This window comes from Ruegeria sp. CJ9, from assembly GCF_056536625.1.
The window spans coordinates 128,781-145,363 of the sequence record NZ_JBQFPY010000002.1 but is presented as its reverse complement, the minus strand read 5'-3'; the positions used below and the strand labels follow the sequence as shown (position 1 = coordinate 145,363).

Here is a 16,583-nt window from a genome sequence, read left to right as displayed (position 1 = left end):
CTCCTCCAAAAACCCATTCAGTATATCACATAGTCCAGTCGGAGGCCGGTTTCGGTTCAGGCAGCCTGCGCATCCGATTGCTGACGGCTCCACAGTTGCGCATAACGACCTTCGCGTTGCAGAAGCTCATCATGGGTGCCCTGCTCCAATATCTCGCCTTGCTCCAAAACAACGATACGGTCGGCCTCGGCGATGGTGCTAAGACGATGCGCGATGGTCAGAACCGTACGCCCCTCTCCGGCCCGCGCCAATGCATCCTTGATGTCCTGCTCGGTGTCTGTATCCAGCGCCGAGGTCGCCTCGTCCAGCAACAGGATCGGGGGATTCTTCAACAGCGTGCGCGCAATGCCGACACGCTGTTTTTCACCGCCGGACAGTTTCAGCCCACGCTCACCAACCTTGGTGTCATACCCTTCGGGCAGCGTTACAATGAATTCGTGAATCTGGGCTGCCTTGGCTGCGGCTTCGACCTCTTCCTGAGTGGCGCCATCGCGGCCATAGGCGATGTTGTAGCGGATCGTGTCGTTGAACAGCACCGTATCCTGTGGCACCACACCGATGGCGGCATGCAGACTGTTCAGGGTCACGTCGCGCACATCCTGCCCGTCGATCCTCAGCGCTCCGCCAGTCACATCATAGAACCGGAACAGCAGCCGCCCGATGGTGGATTTACCCGAACCGGTAGCCCCGACAATAGCCACGGTCTGCCCCGCCGGAACGGTCAGTGAGATGCCTTTGAGGATTTCACGATCCGCATCATAACCAAACCGTACGTTGTCCAGCGTCACCTCACCGCCCTTGATCGCAAGGTTCGGCGCGCAGGGCTTGTCTGTTACCTCGGTAGGTTGTTCCAGCAGATCAAACATCTGCCCCATATCGACCAGCGATTGACGGATTTCACGATACACCGTGCCCAAAAAGTTCAACGGCACGGTGATCTGGATCATGTAGGCGTTGACCATGACAAAATCACCCACGGTCAGCGTACCATTCTGCACACCGATGGCGGCCAGAACCATCACACCGATCAGTCCGCAGGTGATCAGAAAAGACTGCCCGAAATTCAGGAAGGCCAGCGAATAAGCCGTTTTCAGCGCCGCGCCAGCATAGGCTTTCATCGAGACATCATAGCGTTCAGCTTCGCGCTGTTCGGCGTTGAAATATTTGACAGTTTCAAAGTTCAGCAGACTATCGATGGCGCGCTGGTTGGCCTCAGTATCCTGATCGTTCATCTCGCGCCGCAATTTAACGCGCCACTCAGTCACCGCGAAGGTGAACCAGATATAAAGCGCAATGGTCACCGCGACGACGACCAGATACCAGACATCGAACAGCCACATCAGGATGATCGCGACCAGCAGCAATTCCAGGATCAGCGGTCCGATGGAAAACAACAGGAACCGTAGCAGGAATTCTACGCCCTTCACGCCGCGCTCGATGATCCGGCTGAGGCCGCCGGTTCGGCGCGTCACGTGATAGCGCATCGACAATTGATGAATGTGCCGGAAGGTTTCCAGCGCCAGCGCCCGCAAGGCCCGCTGCCCGACCGGGGCAAAAGCCGCATCGCGCAACTGCTGAAATCCCACGGTCATCATCCGTGCAACACCGTAGGCTACGGTTAATCCTACCGCACCCAGCGCCAGGGGCGGCACGCCCTCACCGGCTAGACCGTCGACCGCGCCCTTGTACAAAATTGGCGTGTAAACCGCGATTAGCTTGGCCAGAACCAACATTCCCATTGCCAACACAACACGGCGTTTGACCCAGGGTTCGTCCTCGGGCCAGAGGTATGGTGATACCTTGCGGATCGTTCGCCAGCCTGAGCGGCGCTCGTTCGTTTCTGGCATGTCGTCTGAATGCATCGGGGCTGATCGTCTCATCACGTACCTGGTCTGCGGTCAGAGATAGCCCCCCGCCCCCGCAGGGGCCAGAGGCAAAAGTTTATTCAGGGATCGTGAAGATCTGTCCGGGGTAGATCAGATCCGGATCACGGATCGCGCTCCGGTTGGCTTCGAACAGCTTCACATACAGGACACCGTCGCCAAACCGTTCGCGGGAAATGGCCCAGAGCGTGTCACCCTTCTGCACAGTGACCGACCGGATCGGCGGGGCATCCCCTGCTGCCTCGGGGCTATCCGTCGCCTCGGCGGCGCGCAGCACTTCGGTGGCCTCACGTTTGAATGGCGTTTCAATACGGCTAACGACGGTACCATCCGGTGCAATCTCGTCAGCGCGCAGGGTGTAGACGCCGGGTTCGACCCCGTCCAACTCGCTGCGCCATTTGCCGTCATCGGCCGGGGACAGATCATCGACCAGCCGGTTGTCCAAATACAGGCGCACAGCCGATCCATCCGGTACCCGGCCTGTCAGTTCAACCTCGCCAGCATCGGAATACCCAATGGTGTCGAGTGCGATCTGTTCCGGTTCCTGCGGTTGGCTTGTTGGACCTTGCACCAGTTCAACCCCGTCCTCACCAGACCGCAGGATAGCGACCTGTTGGTCCGGCGTGTCCTCAGCCGGAGCCTCGGCAACCTGTTCCGTTTGATCTTCGGTCGACGGCGCGTCAGTTTCAGCCGTGTCGGAAGAGGGCGTGTCAGTGGCAACCGTGTCGGTCGACGCCGCCTGATCCGTTTCGGTTGCCTGCGCCACTTCGGGTTCTTGCGTTGCATCCTCAGCCGTATCCGCGACAGAAACAGCGTCATCCGCAGCTTCAGGTTCGGGCAGTGCAGCAATCACGTAGTCGTCCGAGCGCACCGGTTGATCGCCCTGCGTCTCCAACGTCAAACCGCGCGCTGTATCGGCGAATGGAATCGAAACGAATTCGGCAAACTGACCGCTAGGATCGACCCTGAAACTATGCACCGCTTCTCCGTCCAGCAGCACGTTGACCTCGGAACCCGGTTCGGCAGAACCTGACAGAACCGTATTGCCGTCCGATTCAACAAAAATTTGATCCAACAGCGGTTTCACAGGCGGCTCAGCTTGGGCTGTCTCTTCCTCAGCCGGTGTTTCAGGCACCGCCTCTTCGGCAGCAGGTGGGGTCGCAGCCTCGACGCTTTGCTCATCTTCTGCGGCAGGTGGTGTGGAACTTTCGGCAGGTTGCTCAGCGGGCTCAGCGCTGTCCTCCTGGGTCTGAACTGCGACTTCGACCTCTGGTGCCGGTTCTTCCGAGTCCCCCCCGACCATACCGGACCAGTACAATCCACCCGCTCCGATTAAAACTGCGATACCGGCGATCACCCCCCAGGTGAAGGTGCCAGAGCTTCCGCTTCCCGACTCGGCGTTCATTCTTTTCCTTTCACTCCGCAGCGCAAGTGCCGTGCCTTCAACACATTCTGCCCGGCGGTTGAGCCAATCTATCAATCCCGCTATCAGGGGTCAAAAGCCCAGGCACAACCCCGGAGAGCGTTCACGATGTCTCAGAAATCTGTTTGTGTGTATTGCGGGTCACGCAATGGCGCAAATTCCGCCTATTCCGAAGCCGCAAGGGCCTTCGGAACGATGCTGGCACAAGAAGGCTGGCGTTTGGTCTATGGCGCCGGGGATGTCGGCCTGATGGGCGAAGTTGCCCGTGCTGCGCAATCCGCTGGCGGCGACACATTCGGCGTGATCCCCGTTCACCTGCTGAAACGCGAGGTCGGCAAAACCGACCTGACCCGCTTTGTGGTCACCGAAACGATGCACGAGCGCAAAAAGGTCATGATCATGAATGCAGATGCTGTGGTCGTGCTTCCGGGCGGCCCGGGGTCGCTGGATGAGCTGTTCGAGGCGCTGACATGGCGGCAGCTGGGCCTGCATGACAAACCCATTCTGGTCATGAATGTGGGTGGCTACTGGGACGCGCTGCACGAGCTGGTGCAGCGCGTCATCGGTCAGGGGTTCGCGGATGAGTCGTTGGCGGATTACATCACTTGGGTTGATGATCCGGCCTCGGCGATGTCGACACTGCGCGGGTTCCTGACCTGACCGGTGGACGGACGGCTGAGACCGCCCAACGGGGGACAAATCGGTCAAACTGCCGGGTTCAGGCGGCTGGTCAGAAGCTTTTCGACCTTGTGCATTGGGTGGTTGGTCAGGGTCTTGTCCACCTCAGCCACGACCTTGGCAAGTACCTCGCTGTGCAGGCGACGGCGCAGCAGGCCCAGCACATGCGGGCTGGCAACCAGAACCAACCGATTGAAGGCCCCTTTCAATCCCTTACGGTTTAGAAGATTGGCAACATCCTGCACGAAAAGGGATTTGGCGTGGGTTTTCCAGTTCGGCTCTTCAACCGACGATTTCTGGTTCGGCCCGGTATCAAAGCGCCGCCCGGCCCGGTCGGTGGGTCGGCTAACCCCATCCTGTTCTTCCACCGAAACAACCACCAGATTGGGGTCTTCGGCATCGGTGATGTTCTCGACGAACAACGCCTTTTCCCCATCGGCAATAACAACCCAGGTTCCCTGTTCAAGTGCGACCATCGTGATCTCCTGTCATGTTTCTACGGCCATCCCTCAATTAACAGGCATAGGTTTACCCCGACGCAACCATAGGTTTCCGGCGCGTTGCCTGTGCATTTTCATATGGTTAGCGGTTCTCTCCCTCCGCCACACCCAAGGTAGGCACTGCGAGGTTGCGTGCAAACCCGTCTCAGTATGAAACTTTGTTCATAGGCGGGTTTTCTCCTGTCAGGCTGACAGTTCGATCACCGTGATCTCGGGCGTTACCCCAAAGCGCACGGGCAGGATCGAACACCCGATCCCACCAGACACGACCAAATCGCGCCCGTCTTCGTGTACATGCCCATAAGCATAACGATTGCCGTACTTGGACGGCACCACCGGCGACCAACCAAACAGCCGCACCTGCCCACCATGCGTGTGGCCGGACAAAGTCAGCGCCACATTTTCCGGGATGTCGGGGAAGATATCAGGCTCATGCGCCATCATTACCACGGGCGCGTCGTCGGTCACTTGCGCCATGGTTCCCGGCAGATCATCCAGACCCACAAGCTTGCCATTGCGTCTGAAGGCAAGTTGATCCTCAAGCCCGGCCAGCCAGATGCCCAAATCGTCCAGGCGCATTGCCTCGTTGGACAGCACTGTGATGCCCTGCCCCTGAAACGCGGTGGCGAATTTGTTCGGCCCACCGCCACGCCGTTGGGCATCCTCATCATCCCACCAGTCGTGGTTTCCGAGAACAGCATAAACTCCGCTGCGCGCCTCAAGCTGTCCAAGAACCGGAGCCAGATCTTCAGCTTCGACTTTAGCGGTGATGCCGTCGTAGTGACCCGCATAATCCCCCAACAGCAAGACCAGATCGGGGGCCAGTGCATTGGTACGCCGCACTACCTGCCGGACACGATCAAGGCCGACATAAGGCTCACCAACGTGCAGATCGGACAGAACCGCGATCCGTAGCGGCTGCGCTGTCCAATCCTTGCGCCGCACGCGCCACTTGCGCACGCGCAATCGCAGCGAGGGCTCGATAAAAAACCCATAGGCTGCAACAAACAGGCCTGCCAGCGTGGTCGCCAGCAGGCCCTTTATGAACCTTCTGCGGTTCAAGGATTACATCCGCGATGCAACGTTTTCCCAGTTCACCAGATTGTCGAGGAAGTTCGACAGGTAAGCCGGGCGTTTGTTGCGGAAATCGATGTAATACGAGTGCTCCCAGACGTCACAACCCAGCAGCGCTGTCTGACCAAAACACAGCGGGTTCACGCCGTTTTCGGTCTTGGTTACAGCCAGCGAACCGTCCGCGTTCTTGACCAGCCACGCCCAGCCCGAACCGAACTGACCAGCACCAGCAGCGCTGAACTGCGACTTGAATTCGTCAACCGAGCCAAAGCTCTCTGTCAGGGCTTTTTCCAACTCACCAGGCATGGCGTTGCCTCCGGGGCCCATCATTTCCCAGAACTGGTTGTGGTTCCACAGTTGGCTGATGTTGTTGAAGATGCCGTTCTGCGCGACTGCGTTTGCGTCGTAGGTGCCAACGATGATCTCTTCCAGCGATTTGCCGTCCCACTCGGTTCCGGCGATCAGCTTGTTGCCGTTGTCGACATATGCCTTGTGGTGCAGATCGTGGTGATATTCCAGCGTTTCTGCGGACATTCCCTTGGCTGCCAGCGCGTCATGTGCATAAGGAAGATCAGGAAGTTCAAAAGCCATGTCGGCCCCCTGTTATAAATGTAAGTTGCGGTTCCCAAGGTTAAATGCTTTGACAGTCGCCATAGGTCAAGGCCCGTGACAATAAAACCCGGAGGTCCGCGATGCTGACACAGGCGTGCAAGATGTTTTACCGCGCCCGCGGGTACTATGCAGGCAGCCTGAATGGCGAGCCGTTTCATCTGGACCCCTATCATTCGAAATTCTGGCGCAAAGCCTCAGCCGGTGCGTGGGAGCCCGAAACTTTCGCCATTCTCGACGAATATCTCTCGTCCGACAGCGACTATCTGGATATCGGCGCCTGGATCGGCCCCACCGTGCTTTACGGTGCCCGCCGCGCCCGGCACGTGTGGTGTTTTGAGCCCGATCCGACTGCATTTAGGTATCTGGCGTGGAATCTGGACCTGAACGACATCCACAACGTGTCGGCCTTTGGGGTGGCGCTGTCCAACCAGTTCGGCGTGGCCCGCATGGCCTCGGTACGCGGCGAGCCGGGCGATTCTACCAGTTCCTTACTGCATGACGGCAAGCATGGCAGCGACGCCCTGACAATTGCATGGGATCAGTTTGAGGCCGCAAATGACCTGTCCGGCGTATCTCTGGTCAAAATGGATATCGAAGGGGCCGAATTTTTCGTATTGCCCACTCTGATTGCCTGGTTGAAGAAACAGCGCCCCGCCCTGCTGCTATCACTGCACGCCCCGCTGTTGGCAACGGATAATCGATTGGAGAAGACGAAAAACCTGTTGGATCTTTTGGGTTTCTATTCCGCGGTTGCTGACGAAAACTCCCAACCAATTACAGCGGAACAACTATTGAATCCGAACGCTCTTGCGCAATACAAAACACTGTTGTTGCGCAATTGACAGTATCCCAAAAACGTTCTGAATAACTGCCTGGAACCTCTTGTTCTTTCTGCCCGTTTTTGAAATTTCCTGTACCCGGATACAAGGAAATCGGAAAAATATGAAATATCTCAGCATTGTTGCTTTGGCCGCATTTTTTGCACACGGCGCCATGGCGGAAACAGTTACCTACAATTGCAAAATGACCAAACAGGACAGCCACGGCTGGATCGCGCGGAGCTATGCCTTTCAAGTGGACGCCGAAGACGGCTGGGCAAAGGTAGCGAGCAGACCTGAATGGATCGACACTAAATACAAAAGCCGTGGCAACAAGGGTGTTCGGATGGTCTGGACCGAAACACGACGCGCTTCTGCCGGTGGTAATTTGCGTGTCAAGTATCAGGCAAACCTAAATCCCGCTGATAACAGCCTCAAAGTTCGTATGTCTTTCGTCAGTACAAACGCCGCTAACAAACCTTACGGTCTTGGCACTTGCAGCGTTGAAAGTTAAAAAAAATCCCCGGGATTTCCGGGGATTTTTTTTTTGAGTATACAAAACCAGCGAGCTTGCAGAACTCAGGAAGCGTAAAGCGACTCGATCGTGTTTATTGAACACTCTCCGAAACCCGATGGCCGGTTAAGCGCATTGGCTTGAGGAAATCTTGCGATCATGTCCAGACGCTGTTTTTCCGGGTTCAGTGTGGCTGTATAGCTTACATACACAAGCCCGTTATTTCTGGCGGGGATTTTCATTTTCCACATGAGCCTGTATTCGCCCTTGCGGGTTGTTTTGAATTTCACATCTTTAGGCTGCTTATCATCATAGTGATGAATGTAGGCGTCATAAGCCCGCGCACGCTTGTTTTCCGCATCAACACTCAGGATCACACGCTCGGCCATCCATCCTTCTTCCATCCGGTGCAAGTTGCAGTCATAGGTGACGACTTCAGCTTTCGCTGTGGTTGCAGCCAAGGTCAAAGCCAAGGCGGCTATCGCTTTCTTCATCGTCTTACGCTTTCAAGTTTTACCAATAACACTATAGCTTGCAGCCTTATCCCACTTAAAATTCAATACAATCTTAAGGGGAGACTGCCTTTGCACCTCTCTCATAAAAGGGCATCGAATTGTTGCGCAAGATGAAAAAGAAAACAGCCGCCTTTTTTGGGAAAGGCGGCTGTTATTTGTAACTTTTCTGCGGGGTTTATGAGGTCAATAAAACCCAACCTCACTGCTTGGCTGCGCCGCAACCTTGAGCAGTTTGAACACGTAATCCGCAGCCGACCGGAAACAGACAACACGGAAGGTCTCGGCGTCGTCCATCCAGAACGCCCCTGCCACCTGCGCCAAGCGCGAGCGGCGGATTTGGCCAGGTTGGAACGCCTCGACCGACAGATCGACCGGGGCCAATTTGCCAACCACCTCGCGCGCGCTGGCGCCCGAGATGCGGAACACGGCCCGCGCGTCCGAGACATTGACCGCCAACGCGTGTGTGCCGCTAAGCGCATTTGCCATTGCGGCCAACTTGGCCTCCACCTCGGCATACGGCACTAGCACCAGCAATTCGTCCGTGGACATCCAGCAAACGCCGGTGTCACCATTGACCAGAGATTCACGCTGGCTGGGTACTTTCTGGCCTGTGGCATCCTTGACCGCTTTGACCAGCACCTTATCGGACAGGTCGCCCCGCAGGGTGATCATACCCTGCAGGCCACATTCCTCGACTTTGACAATACCGTCATAGCCGGCGTGATTCAGTGCGCTGATGGGTTCAGACATTCTGCTTCTCCCCGTCTTTGTCATAGAAGATCGGGTCCACGATCTTGGCTTTATAGGTTTTGCCGTCGGTACCCGGGAACTCGACGATCTCACCCATCCGGTCGGGTCCGTGCTTGATCAGGCCCATGGCGATGCCTTTGCCCAGATTGGCCGAGTAATAGGTCGAGGTAACGCGACCGATCATATTACGCTGGCCGTTGGCGTTGACGCCGTCGCCTACTGCGTAAGCACCGTCAGGAATAACGGAACCATCCACAGTCTCAAGCCCCACCAGTTTCCAGCGGTCCGGATCGGCCATATGGGTGCGCGAATGGGCGCGTTTGCCGAGGTAGTCCTCTTTCTTCTTGGACAGTGCCCAGTGCAGCCCCAGATCTTGGGGGATCACGGTGCCATCGGTCTCATCCCCGATCATGATAAAGCCCTTCTCGGCCCGCAGGATGTGCAGACATTCGGTGCCATAAGGCATCACTCCGAACTCCTGCCCTGCCTCGACCAGAGCATCCCAGAACGCCTGCCCCTGAGACGCAGGAACGGCGATCTCATAGGACAGCTCGCCCGAGAACGAGATGCGATAGGCACGGCAATCGAAGTCGCCGATCTTGCCATCGCGCCACTCCATGAACGGCAGCGCCTCTTTGGACACATCCATGCCGCCCAGCTTCTCCAACACCTTGCGGGCATTGGGGCCAACAACGGCCACCTGAGCGTATTGCTCGGTCACGTTCGCGACATAGACTTTCCATTCCCACCATTCGGTCTGCAGCCACTCTTCCATATGGCCGTGGATACGTTCCGCTCCGCCGGTGGTTGTGTGACACAGCCAGGTGTCCTCATCGATGCGGGCAACAACGCCGTCGTCGATCAGAAAGCCGTTTTCCGAACACATCAGGCCATAGCGGCATTTGCCGACCTTCAGCGTGGACATCATGTTAGTGTACATCATGTCCAGGAACTTGCCTGCGTCCGGGCCTTTGACGATCAGCTTGCCCAGCGTCGATGCGTCCAGCAGGCCGAGGTTTTCGCGCGTGTTCTTGACCTCGCGATTCACCGCGTCATGTACGGATTCACCGGGGCGGACATAAGCATAGGTCCGGCGCCAGTGGCCGACCGGCTCCCAATCGGCACCGTTTTTGTCGTGCCAGTCGTGCATCGGGGTTTGACGGATCGGTTGGAACACGTCGCCCCGCGCTTCGCCGCCAATCGACCCCATCGAGATCGGAGTATACGGTGGACGGAATGTGGTGGTACCGACTTTCGGAATCTCGGACTCCAACGCATCAGCAAGGATCGCCAGACCGTTGATATTACTCAACTTACCCTGATCCGTGGCCATACCCAGCGTCGTGTAGCGCTTGGTGTGTTCAACGCTTTCATAGCCTTCACGCGCCGCCAGTTGGACGTCGGACACTTTGACGTCGTTCTGGAAATCCAGCCAGGACTTCATGCGCAGTTGAACCTCGGCATTGGCGGGCATCAACCAGACCGGCTCCATCGCGGCCTCGGCCGTGGTTTCACCCTTCGGCGCGTCGGCTGTTTTGGGTTTGAAACCCGCGCCATTGGCTGCGGCCTCACCTGCGGTTTGTGCGTCAGCCAGAACATCGCCCAGCGCCAGCGGGCCGTTGGCGGAACCGGCAGCTACGACAAAGCCCTCGCCGTTCGCGCCCAGCGGTGGACGTTCGGGGTCAGGACGGAAATGGGCGTTCGCGTCGTCCCAGATCAGTTTGCCACCGCAATGCGACCACAAATGAACGACCGGAGACCAGCCACCCGACATGGCAACGGCATCGCACTCAACTTCTTCGCGAGCGCCACCGATACCTTCCTGATTGCAGATCGCGACCTTTTTGACGCGCTTGCCACCTTTGACTTTGGCGACGGCTTTTCCGGGGTCCACCCGGATACCGAGCTGACGCGCCTCTTCGGCCATCGGGCCCGCAGCGGCACGTGCATCTATCACGCGCAGGACGTCCACTCCGGCCTGTTTCAGGATGATCGCGGTGCGATACCCATCATCATTGTTGGTGGCAACGATCACGCGCTCGCCCGGGGTGACACCCCAGTTCACCACATAGTCGCGCATGGCCGAAGCGAGCATCACACCCGGAACATCGTTGCCCGCGAAAGACAGTGGACGTTCAATTGCACCGGTTGCGGTCACAACCTGCTTGGCACGGATGCGCCACAGGCGGTGGCGTGGGCCCTGAATGCCCGGAGTATGGTCAGTCAGACGCTCATATCCCAGCACATATCCGTGGTCATAGACACCCGCGCCCATGCAGCGCAATCGCATGGTAACGTTGTCCATTGTTTCCAGTTCGGAAACCAATTGATCCACGAACTTATCCACAGGTGCGCCATCAACGGTGCCACCATCGACCGGAGCGCGCCCTCCCCAATGGGCTGTCTGTTCGATCAGCATCACCTTGGCGCCGGACGCAGCCGCCGCCTTTGCGGCCTGCAGACCGGCCACACCGCCGCCGATTACCAGAACATCGGTGAAGGCATAAAAATGCTCATAGGTGTCCGCGTCGCGGTTGTCTTTGTCGGGCGCTTTGCCCAGACCGGCCGACTGGCGGATGAACGGCTCATAAACGTGTTTCCAGAACGGCTTGGGGTGGATGAACATCTTGTAGTAGAAGCCAGCCGGCAGAAAGCGAGACAGATGCGTGTTCACCGCCCCGATGTCGAATTCAAGGTTCGGCCAGTGGTTCTGTGAAATCGCGGTCAGACCGTTGAACAACTCGGTCGTGGTGGCGCGCTGGTTCGGCTCGAACCGGTTGCCCTGCCCCAGACCGACCAGTGCGTTCGGCTCTTCCGCACCGCTGGCGACAACGCCGCGCGGGCGGTGATACTTGAACGACCGGCCCATCATCATCTGATCATTGGCCAGCAGGGCCGAGGCGAGCGTATCGCCCTCGTACCCCTGCATCGAGGTGCCGTTGAAGGTAAAGGTGACCTGTTTCGACCGGTCAATCAGCCGGCCTTGTTTTGCGAGACGGGTGCTCATGTTGCGGACCTTTCGCAGGCGGAATTACGGGTGGTGACGCGGGTCATTCGAACTCTCTCCAAGTCCAGCCGGGGCGTTTGGCCGAGATGGCATCCTTGATCTCTTTCGGAGGTTCGGTGACCTGTGCGGAATACGTGCCAAACACCTCAAGCGTCTGGGTACAGCGCGCGGCGTGGAACCACTTGCCACAGCCATTTGCGTGGCGCCAGCGTTCCAAATGGACGCCTTTGGGGTTTTCGCGCATGAACAGGTAGTCGTGGAACTCGTCATCCGACGAGCCCGGACCGAAACGCTTCAGATGCGCCTCGCCACCAGCGGCCAGTTCGGTTTCTTCGGCGTCGACGCCGCAATACGGGCAATTCAGGATCAGCATGTGTTCATCCTTTTGGCGGTCGGTCGGCACAATGGCCGACCTGAATTCTGTTTGTGGGCAACCTCGAGCAGCGCCCTTAGTGCGCCACCCCGGCGGCAACGCTTTCGTCGATGAAGCGGCCCTCTTTGAAACGGTCCAGCGAAAACGCTTCGGTCAGCGGCGAATGGCCGGTGGCCATCAACTGCGCCATCCCCCAGCCGGACCCCGGGATTGCCTTGAAGCCACCTGTGCCCCAACCACCGTTGATGAAGCAGCCTTGTAGCGGCGTCTTCGACAGGATGGGCGAGCGGTCACCGGTCATATCCACGATACCACCCCACTGGCGCAGCATCTTCAGACGCGAAATCATCGGGAAGGTCTCGACCAGCGCGCGGACGGTTTCCTCGATATGGTGGAAGGACCCGCGCTGAGTGAAGTTGTTATAGGCATCAGTACCGCCACCAATCACCATCTCTCCCTTGTCGGACTGAGACATGTAACCGTGCACGGTGTTGGCCATCACGACCACATCCATGCAAGGCTTGATCGGTTCAGATACCAGCGCTTGCAGAGCGATCGCCTCAAGCGGAAGACGGAAGCCCGCCATCTCCGCCAGCTGACCTGAATGGCCTGCGACCACGATACCCAGCTTTTCGCAGTCAATCGCGCCTTTGGTGGTATCTACGCCAACGACACGGCCGTCCTGAGAACGCACACCTGTGACTTCGCATTGCTGGATGATGTCCATACCCATGGCCGAACACGCGCGGGCATAGCCCCACGCCACAGCATCGTGCCGCGCGGTGCCGCCGCGTTCCTGCCACAGCGCCCCCAAAACCGGATAACGCGGACCGTCGATATTGATGATCGGAACCAGCTGTTTGACACGTTCGGGCCCAATCCACTCCGTCTGCACGCCCTGCAGCGCATTGGCATGGGCGGTGCGCTGATAACCGCGGATTTCGTGCTGTGTCTGCGCCAGCATCATCACACCGCGGGGGCTGAACATGATGTTATAGTTCAGGTCCTGGCTCAGGTCCTCGTACAGACCACGCGCCTTTTCATAGATCGCCGCCGACGGGTCCTGCAGATAGTTCGACCGGATGATGGTCGTGTTGCGCCCGGTGTTGCCGCCGCCCAGCCAGCCTTTTTCGATCACGGCGACGTTCTGGATGCCGTAATTCTTGCCAAGATAATAGGCGGTCGCCAGACCATGCCCCCCTGCGCCGACGATTATCACGTCGTACCGCTTTTTCGGTTCGGGCGAGCGCCACGCGCGCTCCCATCCGGTGTGATAGCGCAGGGCCTCCCGCGCCACAGCAAAGGCTGAGTAGTGTTTCATGAGCGAATCCATCCGGTTCGGTGATTGGCGCAGATATGCCGTGCGCGAACACTTTACCCCTGCCGCACAGCGCCACAATATCGAACTATTGCGACATCCGCCCTTTTATTGCGACATGACGTCCTCTCGCGGCCATTTGTCCCTTTTGTCGCCCCGCCGAGAGGTCTAAGTCAGGGCAGCCATATCGGAGAAACCATGTCGTTCCTGGTCGTCACCATTCTAACCGCACTGCTGATTGCCCTATTCCTGGGCTTTTCCCTGCTCCGCAGCCGCAAAACACGTGAGCCTGCGGCGGCATATGATCTGCGTGTCTATCGCGAGCAGCTGGCGGGCGTGGACAAGGATCTGGCCCGTGGCGTTATCGGCGAGGCCGACGCAGACCGGGTCCGCACGGAAATCTCACGCCGCATTCTGGCCGCCGACGCGCAGATGCAGGCCGGGGTTGATCGCGCCGGACCGCCTCGCTGGGCCAGCGTTACCGCCTTTGCTGTCATCGCGCTTGTCGTCGTGGGCGGTGCGATCTGGATGTATCGCCAGATGGGTGCCGCAGGGCTGCCGGATCAGCCCTTGTCGCTGCGGCTGGAGCAAGCCGAAACTCTGCGTGCCGAACGCCCCAGCCAGGCCGAAGCCGAAGCAGCCGCCCCGCCCGCACAATTGCCGCAGCTGGATGAGAGTTATGCCAATCTTCTGAATCAGTTGCGCGAGACTGTTGCAGCACGCCCCGATGATCTGCAGGGCCATATCCTGCTGGCTCAACACGAGGCGAATGCAGGCAATTTTCCCGCCGCTTACGCAGCCCAGCAACGTGTGATCGAGCTGTCTGGCGACGATATCCCAGCCGACGCCTTTTCACATCTGGCCGAGATGATGATTCTGTCCGTGGGCGGCTATGTCTCGCCCGAGGCCGAAGAGGCATTGAGGCAGGCGCTGAAACGCGACCCGCGCCATGGGCCGGCGCAATACTATCTAGGGCAGATGATGGTGCAGATCGGACGCCCCGACGTTGGATACCGGGTCTGGGTCGATGCCCTCCGCGATGCCCCTGCCGGCGCGCCATGGGCCGATGCCATTCGGGCCCAATTGGACGAGCTGGCTTTCCGCGCCGGGGTATTCAACGCGCCTGAAATACCTGCTGCCCCCGGCCCCAGTCAGGGTGACGTCGACGCCGCAGCCGAACTGACACCGGAAGAACGGCAAGAAATGATCAAGGGCATGGTCAACCAACTGTCTGAACGTCTGGCCTCTGAGGGCGGTTCACCCGAGGAATGGGCGCGTCTGATTGCAGCCCTTGGCGTGTTGGGCGAAGGTCAGCGGGCCATCGACATCAAAAACGAGGCTATGGCAGTCTTTGCCGGAAATGCCGATGCCATCGAACTGATCGACGCCGCCGCGTTGCAGGCCGGAATTGCACAATGATTCACGACGCATTCGAAGAATTTGCTGCCGCCCTGCCGCCGATGACCGCGCTGATGGGTCTGGATCTGGGCGAAAAAACCATCGGGGTCGCCGTCTCGGACCGGATGCGCGGTGTGGCCAGCCCGTTGGAGACGGTGCGGCGCAAAAAATTCACCCTGGATTCTGCGCGATTGCTTGAACTGATCGCTGACCGCGAGATTGGCGGTGTCATTCTGGGTCTGCCGAAAAACATGGACGGAACCGAAGGGCCCCGCTGCCAATCCACCCGCGCCTTTGCCCGAAACCTGTCGCGGCTGACCGAGGTTTCCATCGGGTTCTGGGACGAACGGCTCAGCACGGTTGCGGCCGAAAAGGCACTGCTTGAGGCGGATACGACACGAAAACGTCGCGGACAGGTTATCGATCACGTCGCGGCTGGTTATATTCTGCAAGGGGCGCTGGACAGGCTGCGCTTTCTTTAGTTGCAACGGGATACGGCAATGACGAACATGGTTTGGAAAAGGAACGAGGTCGAAAGCCCCTGTATCCAGATCTGTGTCGTTCACCCGACCGAACGTATCTGCACCGGTTGCTACCGCACGATTGATGAAATCTCGCGATGGTCCAAAATGGACAGCAACGAGCGTGCTGAGATCATGGAAAACCTGCCCTCACGCAAACCCCAGCTGACCAAACGCCGGGGTGGTCGTGCCGCACGCCTGAAAAAGTCTTAAATTCTATCCAGATCGAGGACATGGGCTGAATCTGCGCCGCTGCAGGTTGGTCTGAACTTCGAGGGGGATCAAGTTCGAACACTTGTGGTGAGTGAGTGGCAACCCACAGCGACGCGCTTCAGTTTTCAGGTTCCTCCGAAGTGGTTACGCGGAAGAACAAGGCATTGCTAATCGTTTTTTGACCATTCAATCAAGAAAAACAAAGCCTGACCCAGCATGACCTGACGTAAGCGTCAGGTTTGATCTTGGCCTACCCGGCAGCCAGCCAGGATTTGGCATTTTCGATATCCTCAGATGCAAAGAACTGAGTTCTCGTGCCCAGAACATGACTGGCCGCCCGTTGCGCCATATGTTGCCACGTTTTGTCCCCAACGATGGCCGCGCGATCCAGCAACCCGGCATGTTTCCGAACCAGTTTGAAATGCGATGCCAGCGCTGACAGACCCTGCCAGCCGTCAAATTCCCGCAAGTCGATCAACAACCGGAACCCCTCCTTGGCTTGCAACAGGCTATCGAGGTCCCGTTCCGCCCGGCTGAATTCGTCGGGGTCCAGCTTTCCCAAGAGGCTGATCTGAATGCACGGCCCACCCAGATCAACCACGTGAATCGACCCCAAAGATTCGCGCATCCAGCGTCTGGCGGCTTCTAGATCGGAAAGGGCAAAGACTTGCACCGGGCATGGCAGGATCGGGGCAGCCAGGCGGATACTGGTCTTTACCCAACCCTGATCCGCCGCCACGCCAATGCGATCAAATCCTCGCCAGTGGCTCAGCCCCAGCTTTGTATCGGCCCAAGCGGCACTCAGATCGTAACCCTTGAATTCCGGCTGAACGACGGCCAGCAGACGCACGTTTTCATGTTCGGTCAATGCGGCCTCGATAGCGGGCACCAGAACCTCGCTGTAATCAGTACTGGTCACCTCGCCGGACAGTTCAACTTCCAGCAATGCTCCGTCCGAATTCCTGTGGACTGTAATCATCAAAAAA

18 protein-coding genes are annotated in these 16,583 nt (G+C 58.3%); 7 read left to right on the top strand and 11 right to left on the bottom strand.

The window, feature by feature from the left end; all coding sequences use genetic code 11:
• Positions 1 to 56: 56 nt before the first annotated feature.
• Complete coding sequence (locus tag ACR0AJ_RS06170) at positions 57 to 1,880, bottom strand: ABCB family ABC transporter ATP-binding protein/permease (RefSeq protein WP_480740372.1); 1,824 nt, start codon at positions 1,878 to 1,880, stop codon at positions 57 to 59.
• Between the two features lie 61 nt (positions 1,881 to 1,941).
• A complete protein-coding gene (locus ACR0AJ_RS06165) occupies positions 1,942 to 3,288 on the bottom strand; it encodes a LysM peptidoglycan-binding domain-containing protein (protein ID WP_480740371.1) in 1,347 nt (448 codons plus the stop codon).
• A gap of 126 nt (positions 3,289 to 3,414) precedes the next feature.
• On the opposite strand from ACR0AJ_RS06165, the gene ACR0AJ_RS06160 reads away from it, so the two are divergent.
• Complete coding sequence (locus tag ACR0AJ_RS06160; RefSeq protein ID WP_170349124.1) at positions 3,415 to 3,966, top strand: LOG family protein; 552 nt, start codon at positions 3,415 to 3,417, stop codon at positions 3,964 to 3,966.
• Between the two features lie 44 nt (positions 3,967 to 4,010).
• On the opposite strand, the gene ACR0AJ_RS06155 is transcribed toward ACR0AJ_RS06160, so the two are convergent.
• The 3 genes from ACR0AJ_RS06155 to ACR0AJ_RS06145 form a co-directional block, all read right to left on the bottom strand.
• Positions 4,011 to 4,460 (bottom strand): host attachment family protein, encoded by a 450-nt coding sequence (locus tag ACR0AJ_RS06155; RefSeq protein ID WP_170349125.1) that lies wholly within the window; start codon positions 4,458 to 4,460, stop codon positions 4,011 to 4,013.
• 207 nt (positions 4,461 to 4,667) lie between these two features.
• The gene (locus ACR0AJ_RS06150) at positions 4,668 to 5,546 is read right to left on the bottom strand and encodes a metallophosphoesterase (RefSeq protein WP_170349126.1); all 879 of its coding nucleotides are present in this window, start codon (positions 5,544 to 5,546) and stop codon (positions 4,668 to 4,670) included.
• Between the two features lie 3 nt (positions 5,547 to 5,549).
• On the bottom strand, positions 5,550 to 6,149 hold the full coding sequence (locus tag ACR0AJ_RS06145) for a superoxide dismutase (RefSeq protein ID WP_113789565.1): 600 nt from the start codon (positions 6,147 to 6,149) through the stop codon (positions 5,550 to 5,552).
• A gap of 101 nt (positions 6,150 to 6,250) precedes the next feature.
• Here ACR0AJ_RS06145 and ACR0AJ_RS06140 point away from each other — a divergent pair, with 101 nt between their 5' ends.
• The gene (locus tag ACR0AJ_RS06140) at positions 6,251 to 7,012 is read left to right on the top strand and encodes an FkbM family methyltransferase (RefSeq protein WP_480740370.1); all 762 of its coding nucleotides are present in this window, start codon (positions 6,251 to 6,253) and stop codon (positions 7,010 to 7,012) included.
• Between the two features lie 100 nt (positions 7,013 to 7,112).
• A complete protein-coding gene (locus tag ACR0AJ_RS06135) occupies positions 7,113 to 7,502 on the top strand; it encodes a hypothetical protein (RefSeq protein ID WP_170396282.1) in 390 nt (129 codons plus the stop codon).
• A gap of 65 nt (positions 7,503 to 7,567) precedes the next feature.
• Here ACR0AJ_RS06135 and ACR0AJ_RS06130 read toward each other — a convergent pair whose 3' ends face one another.
• The 5 genes from ACR0AJ_RS06130 to ACR0AJ_RS06110 all read right to left on the bottom strand — a co-directional run bounded on the left by ACR0AJ_RS06130 (position 7,568) and on the right by ACR0AJ_RS06110 (position 13,468).
• Entirely contained in the window at positions 7,568 to 7,996 is a 429-nt protein-coding gene (locus ACR0AJ_RS06130) for a hypothetical protein (protein ID WP_170396284.1), read from the bottom strand.
• A gap of 204 nt (positions 7,997 to 8,200) precedes the next feature.
• Complete coding sequence (locus tag ACR0AJ_RS06125; protein WP_480740368.1) at positions 8,201 to 8,767, bottom strand: sarcosine oxidase subunit gamma; 567 nt, start codon at positions 8,765 to 8,767, stop codon at positions 8,201 to 8,203.
• The gene (locus ACR0AJ_RS06120) at positions 8,760 to 11,774 is read right to left on the bottom strand and encodes a sarcosine oxidase subunit alpha family protein (RefSeq protein ID WP_480740367.1); all 3,015 of its coding nucleotides are present in this window, start codon (positions 11,772 to 11,774) and stop codon (positions 8,760 to 8,762) included. Before ACR0AJ_RS06120 ends, ACR0AJ_RS06125 begins: the two co-directional genes overlap by 8 nt.
• A 43-nt stretch (positions 11,775 to 11,817) precedes the next feature.
• Positions 11,818 to 12,147 carry a sarcosine oxidase subunit delta gene (locus ACR0AJ_RS06115; protein ID WP_170349132.1) on the bottom strand — a complete coding sequence of 110 codons (330 nt, stop codon included), beginning with the start codon at positions 12,145 to 12,147 and terminating at the stop codon, positions 11,818 to 11,820.
• 76 nt (positions 12,148 to 12,223) lie between these two features.
• A complete protein-coding gene (locus tag ACR0AJ_RS06110; protein ID WP_170349133.1) occupies positions 12,224 to 13,468 on the bottom strand; it encodes a sarcosine oxidase subunit beta family protein in 1,245 nt (414 codons plus the stop codon).
• Here ACR0AJ_RS06110 and ACR0AJ_RS06105 point away from each other — a divergent pair.
• From ACR0AJ_RS06105 to ACR0AJ_RS06090, 4 genes are read left to right on the top strand one after another with little or no spacing between them, the layout of a single operon-like run.
• Positions 13,467 to 13,637: a hypothetical protein gene (locus tag ACR0AJ_RS06105; protein WP_170349134.1), complete on the top strand. Its 171-nt coding sequence runs from the start codon at positions 13,467 to 13,469 to the stop codon at positions 13,635 to 13,637. The genes ACR0AJ_RS06110 and ACR0AJ_RS06105 overlap by 2 nt on opposite strands.
• Before the next feature lie 26 nt (positions 13,638 to 13,663).
• Positions 13,664 to 14,884 (top strand): c-type cytochrome biogenesis protein CcmI, encoded by a 1,221-nt coding sequence (gene ccmI, locus ACR0AJ_RS06100; RefSeq protein WP_480740365.1) that lies wholly within the window; start codon positions 13,664 to 13,666, stop codon positions 14,882 to 14,884.
• A complete protein-coding gene (ruvX, locus tag ACR0AJ_RS06095) occupies positions 14,881 to 15,345 on the top strand; it encodes a Holliday junction resolvase RuvX (RefSeq protein ID WP_170349136.1) in 465 nt (154 codons plus the stop codon). The genes ccmI and ruvX overlap by 4 nt, the downstream gene beginning before the upstream one ends.
• Positions 15,346 to 15,363: 18 nt before the next feature.
• Positions 15,364 to 15,597, top strand: coding sequence for a DUF1289 domain-containing protein (locus ACR0AJ_RS06090; RefSeq protein ID WP_170359116.1), 234 nt, complete (start codon positions 15,364 to 15,366; stop codon positions 15,595 to 15,597).
• 250 nt (positions 15,598 to 15,847) lie between these two features.
• On the opposite strand, the gene ACR0AJ_RS06085 is transcribed toward ACR0AJ_RS06090, so the two are convergent.
• Complete coding sequence (locus ACR0AJ_RS06085) at positions 15,848 to 16,576, bottom strand: SpoIIAA family protein (protein ID WP_480740364.1); 729 nt, start codon at positions 16,574 to 16,576, stop codon at positions 15,848 to 15,850.
• Positions 16,577 to 16,583 lie beyond the last annotated feature (7 nt).